We start from the raw sequence: 17,895 nt of genomic DNA on the forward strand, positions 1-17,895 counted from the left end.
CCCGGCGGTTGCCTACCGGTAGGTAAATTGTTCTTGACAGATGGAATTGGTTAGAGTACCTACCGGTAGGTAGTATATTGGGGGTCCGGGAGGAAACATTCAATGGCAGAACGGGACAAGAGGCGAGCCGACCACGGAGATTCGGCGGTGCGGGGACGTTTGCTGGCAGCGGCGACGGAGCTTTTTACCATAAAGGGATATGCGGCCACGTCGGTACGGGAGATCGTTGAGGCGGCAGGCGTTTCCAAGCCGGTCCTCTATTACTGGTTCGGCAACAAGGAGGGCATCTATCTGGAGCTGATGACCGAGCCGTTCGGCCGCTTTACCGCGATGCTGGAAGAGTACCTGGGCACTGCCGGAAGCCCGTGCGGCCGGCTCGTGAATCTGCTCGACCATACGCTCATGCTCGTTCTGGAAAACCTGGGCGGCACGAGGCTCATGTACTCCATTTACTACGGGCCGCCCCAGGGCGCTCCCTTTATCGACTTCGAGGGCTACCACCGTCATTTCCAGAATGCCATTCGGAAGCTGGTTTCCGAAGGCATGGAGGCGGGTGAGCTGCGTTCGGAAAACGTGGACGACATGATGTGGATTCTGCTCGGAGTCTTCAATGTTGCCCTGGAGGAGCAGTTGTGCGGGCGCCCGGACCGTCCGCCCAGCATTGACCGGGAGGGAGTGAGGCGCATGTTGACTCTTGTCCTGAGCGGATTTGCGGCCCGGACGGCCGACGAGGTGGAACGATGACAGTCAAATGGATGGTGTGCGTGCTCGGCGGGATTCTCTTTGCCGGGAGCCTTGCGGGATGTTCGAAAGATGGCGATGCAAAAATCGCTCGGGGGGAAAAGCCGGCGTTGGCGGTGGAAACGGTTCCCGTGACCGCCCGCGACCTGGCGGAGGGAATAGAGGTCACCGGCAGCCTTGAGCCCAAATTCTCGGCCGACGTCAAAACTCAGATTCCCGGACTGGTGAAGCAGGTCTACGTTACGGAGTGGGTACGGGTCCGCAAGGGGACCCCTCTGGCGCGCATCGACACTGCCGAGCCGGAGGCCCTGGCAAAGAGGGCGGAGGCGTCGGTGGAATCTGCCCGGGCCGCGCTGGCCCAGGCCCAGGTAAGTGCCAACAGGGCCGAGCGGGAGCTTGCGCGGATCATCAAGCTGAAGGAGTCGGGGCTTGCCACCCAGCAGTCGGTGGACGATGCCCGCACCGAATCGGCCGCGGCCCAGGCCAGGATCGATGCCGCCCAGGCCCAGATCCGGGTGGCCCAGGAGGAGCTCCGGCAGGCGCGGGCACGCCTGGCCAAGGGTCTCGTGGTATCCCCGTTGGACGGAGTGGTGGCCCTGCGGGACGTGAACGTGGGGGACCTGGCAGGCGACGCGGCAACGGGCAAGGCGATCTTCCGTGTCGTGGACAACAGGGTGCTCAACCTGACCGTTACCATCCCGTCGGCAGACTCGGCGCGGGTCAGGGTCGGCCAGCCCCTGGAGTTTTCCGTGGATGCCCTGCCGGGGAAAACATTCACCGGCAAGGTCATGTTCATCAACCCCGAACTCTCTGCCGAGGACCGTTCGCTGCGGGTCATCGCGGAGGTCCGCAATGACGGGGAACTCCTCAAAGGGGGGCTCTTCGCCAAGGGAAGAATCCTTGTGGGCCGGCGGCCGGCGGTCGTTCAGGTGCCGAGGGGGGCCCTGACCGCCTGGGATACTGCCTCGAAGAAGGCGAGCCTCTTCGTTGTAGCCGGAAACGTGGCGAAGGTAAAGCAGGTGGAAACCGGAGTGGTGATCGGGGATGAAGTGGAGATCGTCAGGGGGGTCGGCCCCGGTGAGCAGCTCGTGACCAGGGGGGGCTTCAACCTGAAGGACGGCGACGTCGTGACCGTTGCCGGGAAGGGCGCTGTGCAATGATCCTGTCCGACCTGTCCATCAAGCGTCCTATCTTCGCCACGGTAATGATGCTCGTGCTCGTCACGCTGGGGGCGTTTTCCTATCGGCTGTTGTCGGTGGAGATGTACCCGAACGTGGAGATGCCGGTCATCTCCATTGTCACCAAATACCCCGGCGCCTCGCCGGAGACCGTGGAGCGGGAAGTCTCCAAGCGGATCGAGGAAGCGGTCAACCAGATCGCCGGGGTGAAGCATGTGGTTTCCACGTCCCGCGAGAGTGTTTCCACCGTGGTCGTCGAGTTCCGCCTGGAAGAGCGGACCAACGAGGTGGCCCAGGAAGCCCGGGCCAAGGTGAACTCGGTCCGGGGACAGCTTCCCGCCGGGATCGAGGACCCCATCATCCAGAAGCTCGACTTCAATGCCTTGCCGGTGGCGGCCCTGGCGATCCAATCCAAGACCCTGTCGCAGCGTGAGCTGACGACCCTGGTGGACAAGCGGATCAAGAAACGCTTCGAGAGCGTGGCGGGCGTCGGCAAGGTTGAAATGGTCGGCGGCGCCAAGCGGGAAGTCAACGTTCAGGTTGATCCGGTGCGGCTGGAATCCCTCGGCCTCGGGGCGAACGACGTGGTGCGGGGGCTCCAGAACGAAAACGTGAACACTCCCCTTGGCCGCATCACGCGCGAGGGGGCGGAATACCCCTTGCGGATCGACGGCAAGCCTGATCTGGTGGGGGGCTACCGCTCCATGGTCGTCGCCCAGAAGGGGGGGCGCCCCATTACCCTCGGTGAAGTGGCCGCCATTTCCGACGGGGTGGAGGAGCGGCGCACCCTGGCGCTCGTCAACGGCGTGCCAGCCATCGGTATCGATATCTACAAGCAGTCCGGGGCCAACCAGGTCCAAGTGGTGGACAACGTCAGGAAGGTCATGGAGAAAATCCGGAAGGAACTGCCTCCCGAGGTGTCGCTGACCCTGGTTCGCGACTCATCGATCATGACCAGACAGTCCCTGGCAGATGTGGAGGAGACGCTCATCATCGGCGGCATCCTCACCGTCATCATCGTGTTCCTGTTCATCAACTCCTGGCGCTCCACGGTCATCACCGGGGTGACGCTCCCCATCTCGGTCATCTCGTCCTTCATCATCATGAACGCCATGGGCATGACCCTCAACGTGATGACCCTCATGGCCCTGTCCCTCTCCATCGGGCTGCTCATCGACGACGCAATCGTGGTGCGGGAGAATATCGTCCGGCACCTGGAGATGGGCAAGGATCACATGGAGGCGTCCCGCTTCGGGACCAGCGAGATCGGTCTGGCGGTGTTCGCCACGACCCTGTCGATTCTGGCGGTCTTCGTGCCCGTGGCATTTATGCGGGGCATCGTGGGACGCTTCTTTTTCCCCTTCGGCATCACGGTTTCGTTTGCCGTGCTGGTGTCGCTCTTCGTCTCCTTCACCCTCGACCCGATGCTTTCCTCCCGCTGGCACGACCCGGCCGTTCACGCCCACGGCAAGCGCAGGGGCCTGGCTCGCTGGCTCGAATCCTTCAACGACTGGTTCGACCGTGCCGCCGATCGCTACCGCCTGGCAATAGCCTGGGCGCTCGACCATCGCCGGACGGTCATCGCCACGGCGGCCCTGACATTTTTCCTGGGCATCGCCGTCATGGGAACCCTGGAATCATCCTTCATGTCCGAAGAGGATACGAGCGAATTCCAGGTGTCCTTCAAGGCCGCGCCGAACGCCAGCATCTCCGAAAGCGAGGGCCGGCTGAAGGCCATGCTGGCAGCCATCGGCGATATCCCCGAAATCAGCCATACCTATTCGACCATCGGCGCCGGCGACGGGGGTACGGTGCGCGACGGCCTTCTCTACGTGAAGCTCAGGGAGAAGAAGGAGCGCGAGCGGGGGCAGTTCGAAATCGAGCGGATGGTCAGGCAGCGGCTGCAACAGGTCGCCGGCATTACCTTTTCCATCGAGAAGGTGGGTAATGTGGGCGGGGCGGCCAAGCCCCTCAACGTGAACCTGAAGGGCGACGACATCGGGCTCCTGAAGTCGTACGCGGCCCAGCTCAAGGAGAAGATGTACGCGATTCCGGGGATCGTGGACGTTTCCGCGACCCTGGAGCACGACACGCCGGAATACCGGCTGCGGGTGGACCGGGAAAAGGCCCTCTCCGCCGGCGTCACCAGCAACGACGTGGTCACGGCCCTTTCGAGGCTGGTGGGTGGCGAGGCCGTGACCACCTATGAAGACGAGGATGGCGATGCCGTGGACGTGCGGGTGAGGCTGCCCGAGGCGCTGCGCCAGGATCCGGCCCAGGTGCGCGACCTGAAGATCTCGGTGCCGGACAGTGCCGGCGGCACCAAGCTGATTCCCCTGGCCAGCGTCAGTACCGACTCCGTGGCGGCCACCCCCTCCGAGGTAAACCGCCGCGACCTGTCCCGGTTGGTGACGGTTTCGGCCAACCTGGACGGGCTTCCCATCGGCACGGCGGTCAAAAAGGTGGAGGAGGTCTCCAAAACCATAGCCATGGCGCCGGGATACAGCATCGGTTTTTCGGGCGAGGCGGAAGATATGGCCGAATCGTTCGGCTACATGGGGGAATCGCTCCTGCTGGCCGTTGTCTTTGTCTTTCTGATCCTGGCCGCCCAGTTCGAATCATTCTTCGAGCCCCTGGCGATCATGCTGTCGCTGCCGCTCTCCATCGTCGGCATGGCCGGGATGCTGAAACTGACCGGCGACACCATCAATATCATGTCGCTCATCGGCCTCATCATGCTCATGGGGCTCGTCACCAAGAACGCAATTCTGCTGGTGGACTACGCCAAGGTCCTCCGACGACGGGACGGTCTGCCGCGCCGCGAGGCGGTGATCGAGGCAGGCCGGACCAGGCTCCGTCCCATCGTCATGACGACTCTGGCCATGATCTTCGGCATGCTGCCGCTGTTTCTCGGCATCGGCGCCGGCGGCGAGGGGCGGGCTCCCATGGCCCGCGCCGTGGTGGGCGGACTCATCACGTCATCGCTTCTCACTCTGATCGTGGTTCCGGTCATGTACACCTACATGGACGACTTGGCCGTCCGGCTCAGGCGGTGGTGGCTGGGCAACGCGGAGGGAGCGCTTGCCGTCGGTCCCGCATCTGATGGGCTGGTTGCTTCGATCCTGAAAAAGGCGCGCGGGATTTCCCTGAAGAAGTTTTTCGGGGTGTTCGCCTGCCTCATAACCCTCGGCACGGGCGCTTTCTCCGCTGAGGCGGCAGAGATCCGCGTCCTGACCCTCGACCAGGCCCTTGCCATGGCCGACGAGCGCAACCGCGACATTGCGAAGGCCCGGGAGTTCTTCCGGCAGGTTGAGGGGCGGTACGTGGAGGAGCGGAGCGCGGCGCTGCCCCAGTTCACCATCACCGGCTCGGCATCCTGGCTGGATGACCGCAGCCAGAAAGCCCTGGCCGGCGGCTTTATCCCCACGCGGCAGGATGTGCGCGCCGCCGGGGTAGAGCTTTCCCAGGCCCTGTACACCTGGGGCAAGGTGAGCGCCGCCATCAGGGCGGCCGATCTTGGCTTCAGGACCGCGGACGAGCAGCTCCGCGCGGCGCGGCAGGATGCCCGCCGGGATGTGGCGGTCGCGTTTTACGATATTCTGCTGGCTCGTGAGCAGCTTGCCATCAGCCGTCAGAACCTGGAGCAAAAAGAGCGGCACCTGGATGAGGCCCAGCGCAAGTATGCCGCCGGCGTGGCCACCGACTACGATGTGCTTGCCGCCGGCGTATCGGTGGAAAACGCGCGGCCGGAGGTCATCCGGGCCGAAAACCTGACGCGGCTGGCCACGGACCGGCTTCGTTATTTTCTGGCGCTCGACCAGGAGATCGAGGTGGAAGGAGCGCTGTTGTTCGAGCCCGCGGCGGTTCCTTCCCACGCCGAGGTCTTGGCCGTGGCGCGGCGCCAGCGACCCGAGCTTGAGGAGCTGCGCCGGCGGATCGACATGGCGGGCGAGCTGGTGGCGGTAGCCGATGCGGAGGACAAGCCACGCCTGGACCTGAAGGCGGGTTACGGCTGGCGCCAGCTCGAAACCGGGGATGGCCGTGGCGACGGAGCTGCGTGGAACGTGGGGCTTTATCTGAGCTTTCCGGTCTTTGACGGGCTCAAGGCGCGGGGCAAGGTCGCCCAGGCGGAAAGCGAACGGCGAAGCCTCAGGATTGAGGAGGCGAAGCTGATGGACTCTGTTTCCCTCGAAATACGGGATGCCGTCAACAATGTCCGGGAGGCGCGCGAAATCGTCTCGGCCCTTGAAGGGACCGTCGCCCAAGCAGAGCGGCTCCTGACCATGGCCGAGCAGGGGTTCGAGCTGGGCGTGAAAATCCGCCTTGAGGTTGACGATGCAGAGCTGAATCTCCGGCAGGCCCGGGGCAATCTGGCCAAGGCGCGCAGGGACTACCTCGTTGCCCGGGTGAACCTTGAGCGGGTCATGGGGGTCTTGGGTGAAGAGGGCGCGGACAGGAACAATATGTAATGGGGTTGTTGCTAACATGTTACTTTGTTGGTGTTTGGGTGGTATAATAAAAACAGGAAAGAGAAGGTTTGTTTCCCGGAAAGGAGGCAACGGTCATGAAAGGCGATCGGATGCGTCACATGGTCTGCAATGTGGAAGACAGCCAGACCCTTCACTGCCTGACGGCCAATGCCACCGTATCCTGCGCACGGTGCGGTGCCAAGGCCCATAATCCGTCCAATGTCTGCGACCCGGTGTCGCTCACCATAGAGGGGGATTGAGGCAGTAATCAGCGAAATACAGATGGACAAGGATCGGAAGGCCCGGTAACACGGGCCTTTTGGTTTTTCTGCCCCAATCGGGCAAATTTCTCAAGCAAACCGCAACGATGCCGATACGATTCCAAGGACTAGTCCGCTTAAGGGCAGTGCGTGCCCAGGGGGTATCTTTCATGGAAATGGTAACCGTATCCTGTCCATCGTGCGGGTTCAGCAAGTCGGTGCCCCGCTCGGCCATCCCGGCCGGAGCGACCCACGTCAACTGCCCCCGCTGCAAGACCCGCTTCGCCTGGGAGGCATCGTCCGCAGCCGCGCCGCCCGTTCCTCCGGTGCCGCCGCCGCGGCCTGCGGCAGTTCCTCCCGCGTCGCCGGGCATCCCCGTCCGCAAACCCGCTCCGCCCAAACCGGAACCGGCCGACAACGAGATGGCCGGGGTTGAAGAGCTCTTCCGCCTGGCGTGGGGCACCTTCAAGCAGCGGTGGGGGACGCTTCTGGGGCTCTTCATCCTGGCACCGCTTATGGCGTTGATTCCTGCCGGCATCTTCTTCGGGGCCTGCCACCTGCTGGCATCGGCCCTTCCTGCCTCGCGCACGGCCCTGCTGGCTGTGGGGGGAATCGGCGCCGTGACCATGGCGCTGGTGGCCTACTCGTGGGGATTCGGCGCCCTCGTCTGCGCCACGGTGGATGATGAGGCCGACCTGCGGCGTGCCCTGGCCGAGGGGAAAAGGGTCCTCTGGCCCTACATCTGGGTGACGACGCTCCTGACGGTCATCATCGGCGGCGGGTTCCTGCTGGCGGTGATTCCGGGAATCATCTTCTCGGTCTGGTTCTTCTTCGCTCCCTTCATCCTGTACGCCGAAGGTACCGGCGGCATGGACGCGGTGCTCAAAAGCCGCGAATACGTACGCGGGCACTGGTTCGACGTGTTTGTTCGGCTTCTCATCATCTGGGGCCTTTCGGGCCTGCTGGGGCTGGTGCCCGTGGCGGGACCGGTGCTGTCGATAATCCTTGCCCCCTTCGTCCTGCTGGTCCAGGCCTTCATTTACCGGGACCTGCGGCGGGTGAAGGGTGACGTGCCCTATCCCTGCGGCAGTCGCGATAAGGCCGTCTGGGTTGGTATCGGCATCATGGGCTATGTGGTTGTGCTGGGTGTGGGAGGGTACCTGGTGGCCAAATCGCCCCTGCTCCAGATGCTGAAGCAGGGGAAAGCGGGGGCCGGCCTCATGGTGCCGGTGCCGGCGAACCCGGGAGGCGAGGCCGGGACCATCTCCTTCGGGGACGGACCGTCCGGGGACCGGCCGTCGTCGCCCGAGAGCGTGAGCGCGGCGCTCGCCGATCAGGAGCTTGCCGACTGCATGCTCTACGTCTATGCCCTGGACTACACCGGCACAGTAAAGATCAACGGCGAGGAGCGCTACGTGATTAAGGGCGAGCGGAACATGAACTACAACTACACCGGCTCGGCCGGGCTCAAGCGGGGCGAGAACACCGTCACCGTCGACTACCAGACCCTTCCCGACACGTCCCTGCGCGAGATCAAGGTCAAGCTCTACCGTTACGACTGGGATACCAAACAGGAAAACGTGATCAGCGAATGGTCCCTGAACGATGAGGGGGGAAGCAGGAGTTTCACGGTGCAGGTGGAGTGAGCGCGCAGCGGTTGCGGCGTGGATGACGAAGACGAAAAAAGGGAGCCACTGAGGGTTCCCTTTTTTCGTCTTCTGACTGGTACGGTGCGTTCCGGTCAGGCGGCCCGGGTCAGTTCCTCCGCCTCGTAGTGCTCCACTGCTTTCGTGTAGCGTTCGGTGAAATCGGCGGGAGTGCGCGCTTCGGCCGATTCGTAACCGGCCAGGATACCGCCGCGCACCTCCTCGGGGAGCACCCGCTCGGCCAGGGGATAAAGAATGTCGTCTTCCTTGGCGATGTGCTCGCGGAGCATGATCAGGTAGCCGAGGGCGTTTTCCGCAATGTCCCCGTCACGACCGGTGCTGCCCGCCAGGGCGGCGGTGGCCGCCTCCTCCATGGCCTTCACGTAGGCCCGGCCCCGGTCGTGCTCCATGAGCATGGCCGCCACCGGGCTGTTCTCGCGGGGCATGCCGTTGTTCACCAGGGCCTCGAAGAGGACGTCTTCCTCCTTGGCGTGGTGGAAGCGGTCGGCATAGTGGCGGATGAAGTCCACCGCATCGAGATAGAAGCGGTAGTTGGTGTAGAGCCCTTCCGCCGTCAGGGAGGCGTTGCGCTCGAGTACGTCAAGCATCCGGAGGATCAGTTTGTGCTCGTCAACCAGGGTCTGGGTGATGTTGCGCTTCATGGTCAGTTCCTCCTTTCGCCGTCGATGCCGATGATGATGGTTTCCAGCGGCACCGGGTTTCCCGCCTTGGCCAGGGCCTGCTGTACCATGATGTCGAGACCGCGGCAGCAGGGGACCTCCATGATGGCCACGGTGACGCTTTTAACGTCATTGTCGCGGAAGATGGTGGCCAGTTTGTCCACGTAGGTGCCGGTCTCGTCCAGTTTGGGGCACGCGATGGCCAGTGCCTTCCCCTTGAGCAGGTCCTGATGGAAGGAGCCGAGGGCAAAGGCGACGCAATCGGCCGAGATCAGGATGTCCGCATTCCTGAAATAGGGGGCCGAGGGGGGGACCAGGTGGAGCTGGACCGGCCATTGGCGAAGTGCCGACGGGGTCCGGGCGGTGTCGTTAGTGGTGGTTTCTTCCCTTTCGATGACGCGAGCCATGCTGCCGGGGCAGCCGCAACCGAGATGTGACATGGTGTGTTCTCCTTTTCGTGTATTGAGTAGGTTTGGTTTAAGCCGCTTTGCCGGTCAGGTAGTTGTTTATTTCCGCTTCGATCCCCGTCTCGTCCTCTTTCGAAAGCCCGTGGATGGAGACCACGTCCTTGAGCAGGCAGATTCCCACTTTGCAGGTGACGCAGCCGATGTCGTAGCGCTGCAGGATTTCGCCGATTTCGGGATAAGAGGTGAGCACGTCCTGGATGGCCTGATTGCCGAGATCGTTTTTCAGATTCATTGATTTGTTCCTCCGTCGCGTTCTGATGATTCCACCTTACGCGTCTGAGAAAAAAATTTTTATGATGTGGGTCAAGAAAATGAGGAATCACTTGACGTGTCGAGTGCCCAGAGGTCAGGGGGCTGGCAGGAAGTTGGTAATCGTTCGCAAGCATGTGTTTTGGCGTAAGAAATTGCTAATGCAAAGACGTGTGTTATTGTGTCTTGTACGTGTACCTCGGGTTACTGGCAAGGTGTTTTCTTTACAGGTAGAGATGGGTATTTTGTTGCCGATGGAGCGTGTCTGGTCATGAAACATTATCTGTTGATCGTTTTTTTCACGTTGGTGTGTGGTAGCGCGCTGGGAGGAGAACGTCCCGAAATAACCAGTGAAAAAAGCAAGATTAACTACAGTGTTGGTCATCAAATAGGGACTGATTTCAGAAACCAGCAGGTAGAACTTGATATTGATGCCTTGGTGCGCGGAATTCGTGACGCTGTTGACGGTGTCACTCCTGCAGTGTCAGGGGATGAGATGCGCTCGACCCTTCTTGCGCTCAAGAGGAAGATCACGGCAGACCAGGAGGCCCAGAGACGGCGCAATACGGGGAAGTACCAACGTGAAGGCCGGGAGTTCCTTGCCTCAAACGCAAAAAAACCAGGGGTGCACACGTTGGCAAGCGGAGTTCAGTACAAGGTTCTGAAAGAAGGTGCCGGAAGGATGCCGACGCCGGGTGACACCGTAACGGTCCACTACCGGGGTACGCTGGTAGATGGCAATGAGTTCGATAGTACGTACCGTGATGACAAACCCCGGACGTTTCCGTTGACAAACGTCATCCCCGGTTGGAAGGAGCTTCTGCCTATGATGAAGGAAGGGGCCCGGTGGCAAATGTTCATTCCGTTTGATCTGGCTTTTGGCGAGCGTGGTCCTTTAGCTGACCGCACTGTCATCTACGAGGTAGAGATGATCTCTGTGCAATCGGATAAGTAAAAAACCAGGCATAGTACCTTTAATTGGTAGATCGCATAAATTGTATCAAATACAAAATAATAGTGTGCTGCAATAATGTGTCTCTATGCAGACAGTTTTGTATTTTACATTTACCTTAAATAATGCTTTTAATCAGTGAATTAATTTGTGTATTGGCTAATATTTATGTGCGTTATTTGTGGTGATAATGTAGGTGTTAAATTGTAATTTTATTTTATTGTTGTTGTGCAAGAATTAGTGCGGTGCTGTGTGATGCGTATGTGCAATTGCTAGCTGTCTTTGATATTACGCACGGTAACGTTAGAGGTTTGAATAAACAAAAGATTTTCATATTGTCCCGAAAAGCCTAACCCGTTGTGAGGCGGGGGCGGAAAGCGACGGGTCTTCCCCGTGAAGATGGCCGGGCTGCCGAAGGATAATGTTCTTCAGTGTGCCCGGCTATTTTTTTGCCGCATGACAACGGTGCTCAGAGTTGAGAACAGCGCGATATCTGCGGCTGACCGAGCGGAGGTACAAGGAGGCCTTCCGATGTCAATTCTGAAGCAACAGGGGAAAGGAGGAAGCACATCATGAGAACGTTTTTCAGGACCGCAGCGATTGTCGGTACGAGCCTATGTATTCTCTCACTGGGAGGCGGAAGGACTGTGTCTGCCCAACCGCTGGCGGGGGGGACGCTCGACCCGATGACGATCCCTAAGTACGTAATTCCGCTTGTAATCCCTCCGGAGATGCCGAAAAGCAGCGTACAGCCCGGTATGCCCGCCGCCGATTACAACGTGGCAGTGCGGCAGTTCCGGCAGCAGATACTTCCCGGAGGGGTATGGAACACGCTGAATGGCCGCACCGATGCCTTCGGAGCAACTACCGTCTGGAGTTATGGTCGCGCCGAAGATGTGATTCCACCCAACTTTGTCGCGCCGGTGCCGTTAGCGTCCAAAATCTCTTTCAACTACCCTGCGTTCACGGTGGAGAACACCTCGGGGACCATGAACCGAGTGCGCTGGATCAACGATCTGGTTGACTCCAGCGGCAACTATCTGCCGCACCTTTTCGCCGTCGACCAAACCATCCATTGGGCCAATCCCTCAGCCACTGGCTGCAGCGACGGTACCAATCGGACCGACTGCCGGACCATGAATCCCAACCCTTATACCGGACCGGTCCCCATCGTGGTCCATGTGCATGGCTCACACGTCAATGCCAAGAGCGATGGTTACCCCGAAGCGTGGTGGCTCCCTGCGGCAAAGAATATACCTCCCGGCTTTGCCAAGCGAGGAAGTCATTTCGATCAGTTCGACACGAGGAATAACGTCCGTGGTTCAGCGTTCTACGCCTACGAAAACGATCAGCCCGCCGGCACGCTCTGGTATCACGACCACTCACTCGGGATAACCCGAGCAAACGTTTATGCCGGTCCTGCCGGTTTCTGGCTCGTCCGGGGCGGCACCTACGGGGACCAGTTCGTAGATGATGGCACAACTCCAGCCGCCTCTGACGGGAAATTGCCGGGGCCGGCTCCGAGGGTCGGGTTGGGCGATCCCAACTTTGACCCGCTGTTCCGGGCAACCATCCGCGAAATACCGGTTGTGATCCAAGACCGCTCCTTCGACTACGACCCGGTCACGAAGGCGACCAAGCTGTTCTATCCCTCCAACCGGGCCTTCTTCGAAGGCCTCAATGCACTGGGGCAGCGGGTTGAGATCCCGGGTGCGGGGGTTCTGGACATTCCGTTCATCCCTCTTTCCGATATCTCTCCCATCTGGAACCCTGAGGCGTTTTTCAACACCATGGTGGTCAACGGTAGCACCTGGCCGCAACTCGACAGTGCTCCTGCCAAGTACCGCCTGAGACTTCTGAACGGATGCAACTCCCGCACCCTCAACTTGGCTCTGTTCGTGGTCACCGGCCCCGGTCCGGACGCTATAATGGGTACCGCCGACGACATTCTCGGGCAGGAGGTTCCCTTCTACCAGATCGGTTCTGATCAGGGATTTCTCCCGCAGGTTGTCATGGTTCAGACGGGCCTCTACACGCCTCTGCCCGGTGATGGCACGATGGCAGTGGCAGTTGCTCCTCCTGACCCGCAGCAGGCCCTGCTCATGGGGCCGGCGGAGCGAGCCGATGTAATCGTGGATTTTACAGGCTTCGCCGAAGGCACGATAGTGCGGATGATCAACACGGCCCCGGATGCCCCCTTCGGCGGCTTCCCCGACGCCAAGGCCGATCCCGGCACCACCGGTCAGGTGATGCAGTTCGTGGTGAAGCAGTCGCTACTGCAGCCGGACGATGCCTTGGCGACATCTCCCCTTAATCTGGTTCTTCCCTCGGAGCGTGTCGCCATGCCGCTTCCAGCTCCAGCCAGAGTCCGGCAAGTCACCCTCAACGAGGAAGAGTCCGCTCAGCTTTGCGTGCAAGCTCTACCGGACGGCAGCATCGTTACGATTTTTAACGATCCACCTCCGGGCGACCCCACGTTCCTCGCGAGATGTACCGGCGCAGGTGGAGTCCCCATGGCGCCCAGGGCGGCTAAGTTAGGTGTATTTATGACCGATCCCATGACCGGTATGTCCATGAGCATGCCAATGATGTGGATGGATGCAATTACTGAAGCCCCTGTGGTCGGGGACACCGAGACGTGGGAAATCTTCAACTTCACCATGGATGCCCACCCCATCCATCCCCATCTTGTTCGGTTTGAAGTGGTCGACCGCCAGCCGTTTGACATGATGACATTCGCCCCTATCGGAACGCCGTTTCCCCCGCAGCCTAATGAACAGGGGCTCAAGGATACGGCAATTGCATACCCGGGTCAGATCACCAGGGTCAAGGCTACGTTCGACCGGATCGGTCTCTACGTCTGGCACTGTCATATTCTCGAGCACGAGGATAACGAGATGATGCGGCCATACATGGTCAAGGCCAATCCGGCATTGCCCGATTTCAATGAAGACGGTGCGGTTAATCTGCTGGATGTGCTGTTCCTTCTGAAGCGCCTTAGTTCACCCGCGGGCACCAATCTTCCTTATGACCTTAATGGAGACGGGAAATTCAACCTGTTGGACGTCCATCGCCTGTTGAGAATAGTTGTGACGGGGGGGAGGCCGGTCTGATGCCTGTTACCTGGCTCCTCCCGGAACCGAGGGGCTGGCGAAAAAAGGAGGATAGCATGAAACAGTTACTTACACTGGCGTGCATCATCGCCATGCTGACATTTGCAGGGCAGGCGTCGGCTGTACCATTGATATCGTTTAACCCCCTTGCCCAGACGATATATCAGGGAGGTTCTTCCGCCATCGATGTAAACCTTACCTTGGGCGCGGGTGAAATGCTGGACGGCTATGGCCTCAATTTCTCTTTTGATCCGGCGTTACTTGCGCTTGATCCGACCTCTGGGGTGACATTCGGGTCAAGTCTCGCCGGCTATTTGAACTTCTATTCCTTTGATCCTGTGGCGGGGACGTTCAATCTTGCGGGTATCGACATTAGTGCGAATCCCATCGCAAACGGCACCTTCCTTCTGGCAACTCTTGTATTCAGCGGCACCGGTGTAGGGGCCAGCGCCGTAGATCTCCTGGGGACGAGCAGCTATCTGCTGTCGTCCAGCATGTTTGAAGGGAACTTCACCCCTGCCGGTAGTTACGTCACCGTTGAACCGGTTCCCGAACCGGGAACCCTGCTTCTCCTTGGAGCCGGATTGGCTGTCGGGTACTTTGTCCGGAGAAGAGCTGTGGGCAGTTGATCGTCCACCCCTCCGGGACTCCCTCAGAAGGGCCTCGATGGAGAGGCCCTTCTTTTTTGTCCTCAAGGTACGTTAGATGCTTTCAATAAACAGGAGGGCCGGATCTTCCAGATAGCGGACGACCTTGCTCAGGAACTGGGCCGCGTCGGCCCCGTCGGTGACCCGGTGGTCGAAGGTGAGGGACAGGGGAAGGATCGTGCGGATGGCGATCTGGCCGGCGTGTACCCAGGGACGGTCGGCAATGCGGCCGAAACCGAGGATGGCCACGTCGGGCCAGTTGATGACGGGGGTGGCGAACACTCCCCCGAAGTGGCCGAAGTTGGTGAGGGTGAAGGTGCTGCCCCGCATTTCGTCCAGGGTAATGGTCCGTTCCCGGGCCTTGCGGCCCAATTCCTGGAGCTCCGAAGCCAGTTCGATGATGCTCTTGGCGTCCACGTTGCGGATTACCGGCACCATGAGGCCGTCGGGGGTCTCCACGGCAATGCCGAAGTGATAGTGCTTTTTGAGGATGATTTCTCCGGCCACGTCGTCAATGGCGGCATTCAGGCAGGGATGCTCCCGCAGGGCGTGCTGGACCGCCTTGATGAAGAAGGGGAGAAAGGTGAGGTGGGTGCCCCGCTGTTCCACCGCCTGCTGCTCCCGTTCCCGCAGGTGCCACAGATCGGTGATGTCCGCCTCTTCCATCCCGGTGACAAAGGCGGTGTTCCGCTGGGAGGCCATGACGTTGCGGGCAATGGCCCGCCGCACTCCCCGCAGGGGAATCCGCTCCGCCGGCCCGAACTCGCCGGCGTCCGGCCGGGCCGGGGCGCCCGCGCCCGCAACGTCTTCGGGGGTGATGCTCCCCCGCGGGCCGCTTCCCCGCACGGTTGCCAGGTCGATGCCCCGTTCCCGGGCCAGTTTCCTGACCAGGGGGGTGGCGAGGATGGCCGGCTGCTGTGTCCCGACTGCTTCCTCCGCCTCGGGGAGTTCGCCCACGATCCCCACGGAGGGTTTCCGCACGGGGGGAGTCTCTTCCTCTGCAGTGATGGTCAGGAGCGTCTCTCCGACCATGACGGTTTCCCCTTCCAGCCGGGCACGCGTCATAACCCTCCCGGCCCGCGGCGAGGGGACCTCCACCACTGCCTTGTCGGTCTCCACTTCCACCACCGGCTGGTGTTCGGCTACGGTATCCCCTTCCTTCACGAGCCAGCGGCGCAGTTCCGCCTCGGTTATCCCTTCGCCCAGATCGGGGAGCTTGAAGTCATACGGCATCGGTTCCTCCCGGAAGAACTCGTTACTGCACTATGAGGCGTAAGGCGTCGGTGGTGTTGGCGGGGGCGGGGCTCCTGCTCCGAAAACCTCCAAGCGTCACCGGCTGAATTTCATGGGAACGCAAGCGCTGCTCCTGGCGCCTTCCCTTTGTCTGGGCCCTCGGTGATTTATGCGGGATATTTTCTCCGCAGATCAGTAGGTCAGCACTTCCTTGACGGCCGCCTGGATCCGCTCCACCGACGGCAGATACCGGTCCATGAGCCGGGCCAGGGGCACCGCAACGTCCGGGGCCGCCACCCGCACCACCGGGCCCCGCAGGTGGAGGATCGCCTCCTCCGCCACAGTGGCGGCGATTTCGGCCCCCAGGCCGCAGGTCAGCGGCGCCTCGTGGACGATGACGAGCCGGCCGGTTTTCCGCACCGATGCCAGCAGCGTCTCCCAGTCAAAGGGAGCCAGGGTCATGGGGTCGATCACCTCGGCATCGTATCCTTCAACGGCCTGGATGGTCCGCTGGAGCATGCTGCCCCAGGCGACCACGGTCACCGCGCCTCCCTGCCGGACGATCCGGGCCGTGCCCAGGGGCAGGGTGTAGTCCCCCTCGGGTACCTCCTCCTTCACCAACCGGTAGAGGCGGGTCGGCTCAAGGAAGAGCACCGGATCCGGATCGCGGATGGCGGCCAGCAGGAGCCCCTTGGCGCTGTAGGGCCCCGAGGGGACCACCACCTTGAGCCCCGGCACGTGGCAGAACAGGGCCTCGGTACTCTCCTCGTGGAGTTCCGGCGCCTTGATGCCGCCGCCATAGGGGGTGCGGATAACCAGCGGGCAGGTGAAGCGGCCCCGGGACCGGGTGCGGATGCGTGCGGCGTGGGCCACGAGCTGGTCGAAGGCGGCGTAGATGAACCCCATGAACTGGATCTCCGCCACGGGGCGCATGCCGCAGACGGCCATGCCGATGGCCGCCCCGGCTATGGCCGATTCCGACAGGGGAGTGTCCATGACCCGGTCCCCGCCGAACTGCTCGAACAGCCCCTCCGTCACCCGGAACACCCCGCCGTCTCTGCCCACGTCCTCGCCGAGGACCACCAGCCGGTTGTCCCGGGCCATCTCCTCCCGCAGGGCGAGGTTTATTGCCTGGACCATATTCAGTTGGGGCATGGAGCAGCCTCTCCTCTAGCGGATGTTTTCCTGTTGTCGTATCTGTCGCCGGCTCTGCGTCTCCACTGCGCACGCGAACATCTCCCCTGGCTCCGGTGGCGGCACCGATTCGTAGCGCCGTACCGCTTCGTCGATCTCTCCCTCGGCCTTTGCCTGCACCTCGGCACCGTAATCCCCGTTCCAGAGGCCGCGTTTTGCCAGGAACCGCTCGAAGCGGAGCAGGGGGTCCCGGTCGCGCCACGCCTCCACGTCAGCCGGGGGACGATAGCGGCTCGCATCGTCGGCTGTGGTGTGGTCGGCCATTCGGTAGGTGAGGCATTCGATGAAGGTGGGGCCGCCCCCGTCGCGGGCCCTGGCCAGGGCCTCGCCCGTGGCGCGGAATACGGCCAGCACGTCGTTGCCGTCCACCTGGATGCCTTCGAAACCGTAGGCCAACGCTTTCTGGGCCAGGGTTTGGGAGGCGGTCTGGGCCGCCAGGGGCACTGAAATGGCCCACTGGTTGTTCTGGCAGATGAAGACCACCGGCAGCTTCAGGGCGCCGGCCAGGTTGAATCCTTCATGGAAGTCCCCCTTGGAGGTGGCGCCGTCGCCGAAGTAGGCCGCCACGGCCGACCGGTCGCCCCTGGCCCTGGCCGCCAGCGCCGCCCCTGCGGCATGGGGGATGTGGGTCCCCACGGAAACGCAGATGGGAAAGAGGTTCATGCCGTCCGGGGTCCGCAGCCCCCGCTCGTCGCCGCCCCAGTACTGGAAGAGCTGGTGGACCGGGTAGCCGAGGGTGAGGTGGGCGCCCATCTCCCGGAAGGAGGGAAAGACCCAGTCGTTTTGCTGAAGGGCGAAGGCGCTTCCCACCTGGGCCGCCTCCTGGCCAAGCACCGAGGGGTAGGTGCCGATTCTGCCTTCCCGCTGGAGCGCCAGGGCGCGGCGGTCAAAGGTGCGGGTCAGGAGCATCAGGTAGTGGAGCCGCCGCAGCTGGTCTCCCGAAAGGTCGGGAAGAAGCGCCTCGTCCGCCGTGCCGTCCGCAGCGATGATCTCAAGCCGCCGGACGCCGAATGTCTGAATCGTTGTTTCGGGCATGGGACACCCTCGTTCAGGTTGATGATGTTGT

14 protein-coding genes and 1 riboswitch are annotated in these 17,895 nt (G+C 61.7%); of the genes, 8 read left to right on the plus strand and 6 right to left on the minus strand.

All coding sequences use genetic code 11. The features are described 5' to 3' along the window. Positions 1 to 102: 102 nt before the first annotated feature. The 5 genes from AABA48_RS01390 to AABA48_RS01410 all read left to right on the plus strand — a co-directional run bounded on the left by AABA48_RS01390 (position 103) and on the right by AABA48_RS01410 (position 8,294). The gene (locus tag AABA48_RS01390) at positions 103 to 744 is read left to right on the plus strand and encodes a TetR/AcrR family transcriptional regulator (protein ID WP_338270832.1); all 642 of its coding nucleotides are present in this window, start codon (positions 103 to 105) and stop codon (positions 742 to 744) included. Then, positions 741 to 1,901, plus strand: coding sequence for an efflux RND transporter periplasmic adaptor subunit (locus AABA48_RS01395; RefSeq protein ID WP_338270833.1), 1,161 nt, complete (start codon positions 741 to 743; stop codon positions 1,899 to 1,901). The genes AABA48_RS01390 and AABA48_RS01395 overlap by 4 nt, the downstream gene beginning before the upstream one ends. After that, positions 1,898 to 6,388 carry an efflux RND transporter permease subunit gene (locus AABA48_RS01400; protein ID WP_338270834.1) on the plus strand — a complete coding sequence of 1,497 codons (4,491 nt, stop codon included), beginning with the start codon at positions 1,898 to 1,900 and terminating at the stop codon, positions 6,386 to 6,388. Before AABA48_RS01395 ends, AABA48_RS01400 begins: the two co-directional genes overlap by 4 nt. 95 nt (positions 6,389 to 6,483) lie before the next feature. Further along, positions 6,484 to 6,648 carry a hypothetical protein gene (locus tag AABA48_RS01405; RefSeq protein WP_286351773.1) on the plus strand — a complete coding sequence of 55 codons (165 nt, stop codon included), beginning with the start codon at positions 6,484 to 6,486 and terminating at the stop codon, positions 6,646 to 6,648. Between the two features lie 170 nt (positions 6,649 to 6,818). Next, positions 6,819 to 8,294 (plus strand): hypothetical protein, encoded by a 1,476-nt coding sequence (locus AABA48_RS01410; protein ID WP_338270835.1) that lies wholly within the window; start codon positions 6,819 to 6,821, stop codon positions 8,292 to 8,294. A 95-nt stretch (positions 8,295 to 8,389) separates the two neighbouring features. Here AABA48_RS01410 and AABA48_RS01415 read toward each other — a convergent pair whose 3' ends face one another. From AABA48_RS01415 to AABA48_RS01425, 3 genes are read right to left on the minus strand one after another with little or no spacing between them, the layout of a single operon-like run. Further along, positions 8,390 to 8,956 (minus strand): hemerythrin domain-containing protein, encoded by a 567-nt coding sequence (locus tag AABA48_RS01415; RefSeq protein WP_338270837.1) that lies wholly within the window; start codon positions 8,954 to 8,956, stop codon positions 8,390 to 8,392. 2 nt (positions 8,957 to 8,958) lie between these two features. Continuing rightward, entirely contained in the window at positions 8,959 to 9,414 is a 456-nt protein-coding gene (locus AABA48_RS01420) for an iron-sulfur cluster-binding oxidoreductase (protein WP_214302658.1), read from the minus strand. Between the two features lie 37 nt (positions 9,415 to 9,451). After that, on the minus strand, positions 9,452 to 9,673 hold the full coding sequence (locus AABA48_RS01425) for a hypothetical protein (RefSeq protein ID WP_286351775.1): 222 nt from the start codon (positions 9,671 to 9,673) through the stop codon (positions 9,452 to 9,454). Positions 9,674 to 9,961: 288 nt separating this feature from the next. Between AABA48_RS01425 and AABA48_RS01430 the strand changes: the two genes are divergently transcribed. The 3 genes from AABA48_RS01430 (at position 9,962) to AABA48_RS01440 (ending at position 14,384) form a co-directional block, all read left to right on the plus strand. After that, entirely contained in the window at positions 9,962 to 10,645 is a 684-nt protein-coding gene (locus AABA48_RS01430; RefSeq protein ID WP_286351776.1) for an FKBP-type peptidyl-prolyl cis-trans isomerase N-terminal domain-containing protein, read from the plus strand. Between the two features lie 334 nt (positions 10,646 to 10,979). Continuing rightward, positions 10,980 to 11,058, plus strand: a riboswitch (cyclic di-GMP riboswitch). Between the two features lie 156 nt (positions 11,059 to 11,214). Beyond that, the gene (locus AABA48_RS01435) at positions 11,215 to 13,755 is read left to right on the plus strand and encodes a multicopper oxidase domain-containing protein (protein ID WP_338270839.1); all 2,541 of its coding nucleotides are present in this window, start codon (positions 11,215 to 11,217) and stop codon (positions 13,753 to 13,755) included. A gap of 56 nt (positions 13,756 to 13,811) precedes the next feature. Further along, complete coding sequence (locus tag AABA48_RS01440; RefSeq protein WP_286351778.1) at positions 13,812 to 14,384, plus strand: cohesin domain-containing protein; 573 nt, start codon at positions 13,812 to 13,814, stop codon at positions 14,382 to 14,384. A gap of 72 nt (positions 14,385 to 14,456) precedes the next feature. On the opposite strand, the gene AABA48_RS01445 is transcribed toward AABA48_RS01440, so the two are convergent. From AABA48_RS01445 to pdhA, 3 genes are all read right to left on the minus strand, one after another. Next, positions 14,457 to 15,635, minus strand: a complete 1,179-nt coding sequence (locus AABA48_RS01445; protein WP_286351779.1) for a dihydrolipoamide acetyltransferase family protein — start codon at positions 15,633 to 15,635, stop codon at positions 14,457 to 14,459. A gap of 192 nt (positions 15,636 to 15,827) precedes the next feature. Then, positions 15,828 to 16,790: an alpha-ketoacid dehydrogenase subunit beta gene (locus tag AABA48_RS01450; RefSeq protein ID WP_286351780.1), complete on the minus strand. Its 963-nt coding sequence runs from the start codon at positions 16,788 to 16,790 to the stop codon at positions 15,828 to 15,830. A gap of 15 nt (positions 16,791 to 16,805) precedes the next feature. Beyond that, entirely contained in the window at positions 16,806 to 17,864 is a 1,059-nt protein-coding gene (pdhA, locus tag AABA48_RS01455) for a pyruvate dehydrogenase (acetyl-transferring) E1 component subunit alpha (RefSeq protein ID WP_045667536.1), read from the minus strand. Positions 17,865 to 17,895 lie beyond the last annotated feature (31 nt).

Source organism: Geobacter sp. 60473, assembly GCF_036323535.1.
Lineage (GTDB): Bacteria > Desulfobacterota > Desulfuromonadia > Geobacterales > Geobacteraceae > Geobacter > Geobacter sulfurreducens.

What these genes read in the sequence shown, in the direction of transcription:
- AABA48_RS01445 (WP_286351779.1), bottom strand. Translation starts at nt 15,635, where the DNA reads ATGCCGTATGACTTCAAGCTCCCCGATCTGGGCGAAGGGATAACCGAG.
- AABA48_RS01390 (WP_338270832.1), top strand. Translation starts at nt 103, where the DNA reads ATGGCAGAACGGGACAAGAGGCGAGCCGACCACGGAGATTCGGCGGTG.
- AABA48_RS01435 (WP_338270839.1), top strand. Translation starts at nt 11,215, where the DNA reads ATGAGAACGTTTTTCAGGACCGCAGCGATTGTCGGTACGAGCCTATGT.
- AABA48_RS01440 (WP_286351778.1), top strand. Translation starts at nt 13,812, where the DNA reads ATGAAACAGTTACTTACACTGGCGTGCATCATCGCCATGCTGACATTT.
- AABA48_RS01405 (WP_286351773.1), top strand. Translation starts at nt 6,484, where the DNA reads ATGAAAGGCGATCGGATGCGTCACATGGTCTGCAATGTGGAAGACAGC.
- AABA48_RS01420 (WP_214302658.1), bottom strand. Translation starts at nt 9,414, where the DNA reads ATGTCACATCTCGGTTGCGGCTGCCCCGGCAGCATGGCTCGCGTCATC.
- AABA48_RS01425 (WP_286351775.1), bottom strand. Translation starts at nt 9,673, where the DNA reads ATGAATCTGAAAAACGATCTCGGCAATCAGGCCATCCAGGACGTGCTC.
- AABA48_RS01450 (WP_286351780.1), bottom strand. Translation starts at nt 16,790, where the DNA reads ATGCCCCAACTGAATATGGTCCAGGCAATAAACCTCGCCCTGCGGGAG.
- AABA48_RS01415 (WP_338270837.1), bottom strand. Translation starts at nt 8,956, where the DNA reads ATGAAGCGCAACATCACCCAGACCCTGGTTGACGAGCACAAACTGATC.
- AABA48_RS01395 (WP_338270833.1), top strand. Translation starts at nt 741, where the DNA reads ATGACAGTCAAATGGATGGTGTGCGTGCTCGGCGGGATTCTCTTTGCC.
- AABA48_RS01410 (WP_338270835.1), top strand. Translation starts at nt 6,819, where the DNA reads ATGGAAATGGTAACCGTATCCTGTCCATCGTGCGGGTTCAGCAAGTCG.
- AABA48_RS01400 (WP_338270834.1), top strand. Translation starts at nt 1,898, where the DNA reads ATGATCCTGTCCGACCTGTCCATCAAGCGTCCTATCTTCGCCACGGTA.
- pdhA (WP_045667536.1), bottom strand. Translation starts at nt 17,864, where the DNA reads ATGCCCGAAACAACGATTCAGACATTCGGCGTCCGGCGGCTTGAGATC.
- AABA48_RS01430 (WP_286351776.1), top strand. Translation starts at nt 9,962, where the DNA reads ATGAAACATTATCTGTTGATCGTTTTTTTCACGTTGGTGTGTGGTAGC.